This window comes from Arthrobacter sp. CAN_A212, assembly GCF_015752345.1.
Classification (GTDB): Bacteria; Actinomycetota; Actinomycetes; order Actinomycetales; family Micrococcaceae; genus Arthrobacter_D.
In genome coordinates this window covers 1-3,061 of sequence record NZ_JADOUT010000057.1, presented here as the reverse complement: position 1 = coordinate 3,061, position 3,061 = coordinate 1, and the positions used below count along the sequence as shown (strand labels likewise).

Below are 3,061 nucleotides of genomic sequence, written 5' to 3'. Positions count from 1 at the left end.
TAGTGGGAGACGAACGGGAGCTGGAGCCGACTCGTAGTGCCAGCCGGATCCGATTCTTCAATACTTGTCAGTGGGAGCTGTTTTACGAAAACAGCGGTGCCACCGACGAAACCGATCTTGGTGGTTCCTCCAATACCGACACCTATTGGACGGGCAGCATCGACAAGTAGCCGGATGCGGGCATCATCGAGACCGGCAAGCATAGAGGCGGTAGATCGCGCTTCAGCTGTGCGGGCCGTCATCACTACACCCTAGAGGAGCGGCGGTGCTGACGACCGCGCTCGGGGGCACCTGCCGGTACCGTTCTCCCACAAACTTCCGTCGCGTTGAGGGGCCGGGTAGTGGATACGGTGTGAGCAGTCGTGTAGGTCCCACACATAGCGGAGTCGTACCGTCAACGCTTCCGGGGATTACATAGCGCTTCGTCAGCCAAGGAGCACGGGCGAGACGGGTTGGTCTTGCTGGCGCCTCGCACGACGCGCATCTTGACGCTTTCGAGGATTGGATCAGCGCACTGACCAGGTTTGTTATGGCGCGGTAAGGGACTCTCCTGCTAGTGGGTGTGGGGACCAGAATTCGCTGCAAGTATCGCGGCGCTCCTAAAGTGCTGGTATGGCTGAAACCTTCTTCTTCTCTGCGGAACCGGACATGATCGATCGTCCCCGTGTTCATTGGTGGCTGAGCGAGCAGTCCTACTGGGCACAGGGTCGAACCCGACAAGCGCAAGACGCCGCTATTGATGCTTCCCGGAACTATGGCGTGTACGACAGCCAAAGTGAAGAGCAGGTCGCTTACGGACGCGTCGTGACAGATGGTGTCACATTCGCCTGGCTATGTGACGTGTTCGTGGCGACCGAAGTTCGAGGACGAGGAATAGGCAAGATGCTTGCCAGCGGAATCATGGAGGATTTGGGATCCCTAAATTTGAAGCGTGTCCTCTTGTCGACAGTTGATGCTCATGGACTCTACAGCCAGTTTGGCTTCACGGCCCTGGCCGACCCATCGAAAATGATGACGAACGTGCGCTAGACCATCCCCAAAAGCTCCATGCCGACTGATTGGATTCAGCGACCACGGACAGAGATGGCGTTTTCGTCGTGGTCAACGCTATTCCTGAGCCTCACCTGGTGCCTCGAGTCGTTGGCAAAGAAGTTGGCTCCGTCGCAACAACGGGCCCCAGCTGATCGAGTCAGCGAAGTAGCGGGACTCGATCTCTTCTAGCACCAGCCCAACAGCTCCCGGTCACTACATAATTACCTTTTGATCAGTGCATCACGCGTAACTTGAGCCTGGCCCAAGTGTTGACTCAGTTCTTCCAGTACATGGAAGAGGACACTCTCACAGGTGACGGTCCAATAATGCTCTCTGCCGTCTGGCACCCTTACCGGTGGCGACTGCATGTTCGTAGACTTGATGTCGGAGATATAGGACTCCCGAGTGTCGCTTGCCAATTGTGTGGCTTCAGTGACAGACATAATGGCTGAGAACTCGGTATCTCGATCCCTTGGGATATCGTTGCCCAGGTTCACGCTTGACGACCAATGGCGCATCATGCCGCAGCAGTGCACCAAAATTTGCACAATCGAATTGCTTCCCTTCCATGGAAGAGACCTATTTGCCAGCTCATCATCGAGTCCTACTAAAAGCTCAGTGAGTTCATCGAACTTCTGAAGAATCAAGCCATCCAGAGCCATTTCACTTGCAGTCTTAATCATTTGGCAAACGCTATCAAAACCAGAGGGCTACCGACCCCAGCTGATCGAGCCGGTGAAGTAGCTGCCCCTATTCCACCAGGGTTACGTCCCGCTGAGTGGTGGAGTTTTCTCGACACCGTTTGGGTCAGTTCCTTGATTATGCTGCAGTAAGTTCGGGAAGCAAAACCGTCTCCTTGATCGGTGTGGCGGCGGTCGCGTTCATGGTGGTGAGTTCGGCCATGGACGCCTCGGAGAGGTAGCGTCGGTCGCCGGCTTCCCATTCGTCGTGCTGCTCGACGAGGACCGCGCCGGCGAGCCGAAGGAGCGCTGCGGGGTTGGGGAAGACACCGACGACGTCGGTGCGGCGTTTGATCTCTTTGTTCACTCGTTCCATCGGGTTGGTGGACCAGATTTGGCGCCAGTGTCGGGTAGGGAATCCTGCGAACGCGAGGACATCCTCCCGTGCGTCGTTGAGCATCGCGGCGACCTTTGGATGTGATTTGGTGAGCATCCGGGTGACTTCGTCGAATTGGGTGTGCACGTGTGCGGTGTCGGGTTGGGCGAAGGCGGTGCGGATGATCGAGGCGACCATTTCCTGGGAGCCCTTCGGCACGGTGGAGAGGACGTTGCGCATGAAGTGCACCCGGCAGCGCTGCCACGCGGCACCTTGGAAAACGGTACTGATGGCTTTTTTCAGCCCGCTGTGAGCATCGGAGATGGCGAGCTTGACCCCGCCCAGGCCCCGGGTCTTCAGGGAGCGTAGGAACGCCGTCCAGAAGCCCTCGTTTTCGCTGTCGCCGACGTCGAAGCCGAGCACTTCCCGGCGCCCGTCGGCGGCGACGCCGAAAGCGACCACGATGGCCTGGGACACCACCCGGTGCCCGATGCGGGCCTTGCAGTAGGTCGCGTCCAGGAACACGTACGGGTATTCCAGCCCCGAGAGGTCCCGGTCGCGGAACGCACCGACTTCCTGGTCGAGGTCCTCGCAGATCCGGGATACCTCGGACTTGGAAATCCCGGTGTCCGCGCCGAGGGCCTTGACCAGGTCATCGACCTTGCGGGTGGAAACCCCGTGTAGGTAGGCCTCCATCACGACCGTGTAGAGGGCCTGATCGACCCGGCGGCGGCGCTCCAGCAAGGCCGGGAAGAATGACCCGGCACGCAGCTTGGGGATCTTCAAATTCAGGTCCCCCGCGGTGGTCGTCAATGTCCGGGCCCGGGACCCGTTGCGCTGGGTCGTGCGCGCCTCGGAGCGTTCGAACGGGGCAGCACTGGGAATAGCAAGTTGATTTGGCCCCGGGTTCGCCGCTTGTTTTGGCCCCACCCTGTTGGTGTTCCGGTCAGTTTTGCCGGGACTTGTTGATGGT

2 protein-coding genes and 1 pseudogene are annotated in these 3,061 nt (G+C 58.9%); 1 reads left to right on the top strand and 2 read right to left on the bottom strand.

Annotation, left to right across the window (positions count from 1 at the left end; translation table 11 throughout):
• Positions 1–612: 612 nt before the first annotated feature.
• A complete protein-coding gene (locus tag IWX64_RS16680) occupies positions 613–1,029 on the top strand; it encodes a GNAT family N-acetyltransferase (RefSeq protein ID WP_196868246.1) in 417 nt (138 codons plus the stop codon).
• Positions 1,030–1,253: 224 nt separating this feature from the next.
• Here the strand turns inward: IWX64_RS16680 and IWX64_RS16675 are convergent, their stop codons facing one another.
• Both IWX64_RS16675 and IWX64_RS16670 read right to left on the bottom strand, forming a co-directional pair.
• Entirely contained in the window at positions 1,254–1,715 is a 462-nt protein-coding gene (locus tag IWX64_RS16675; RefSeq protein WP_196868245.1) for a mycothiol transferase, read from the bottom strand.
• Positions 1,716–1,851: 136 nt separating this feature from the next.
• Positions 1,852–2,964, bottom strand: a pseudogene (locus IWX64_RS16670) (IS256 family transposase); the annotation flags it as partial.
• Between the last annotated feature and the right edge of the window lie 97 nt (positions 2,965–3,061).

Bases quoted from the DNA above. Each gene is read 5' to 3' on its own strand.
- IWX64_RS16680 (WP_196868246.1), top strand. From the start codon at position 613: ATGGCTGAAACCTTCTTCTTCTCTGCGGAACCGGACATGATCGATCGT.
- IWX64_RS16675 (WP_196868245.1), bottom strand. From the start codon at position 1,715: ATGATTAAGACTGCAAGTGAAATGGCTCTGGATGGCTTGATTCTTCAG.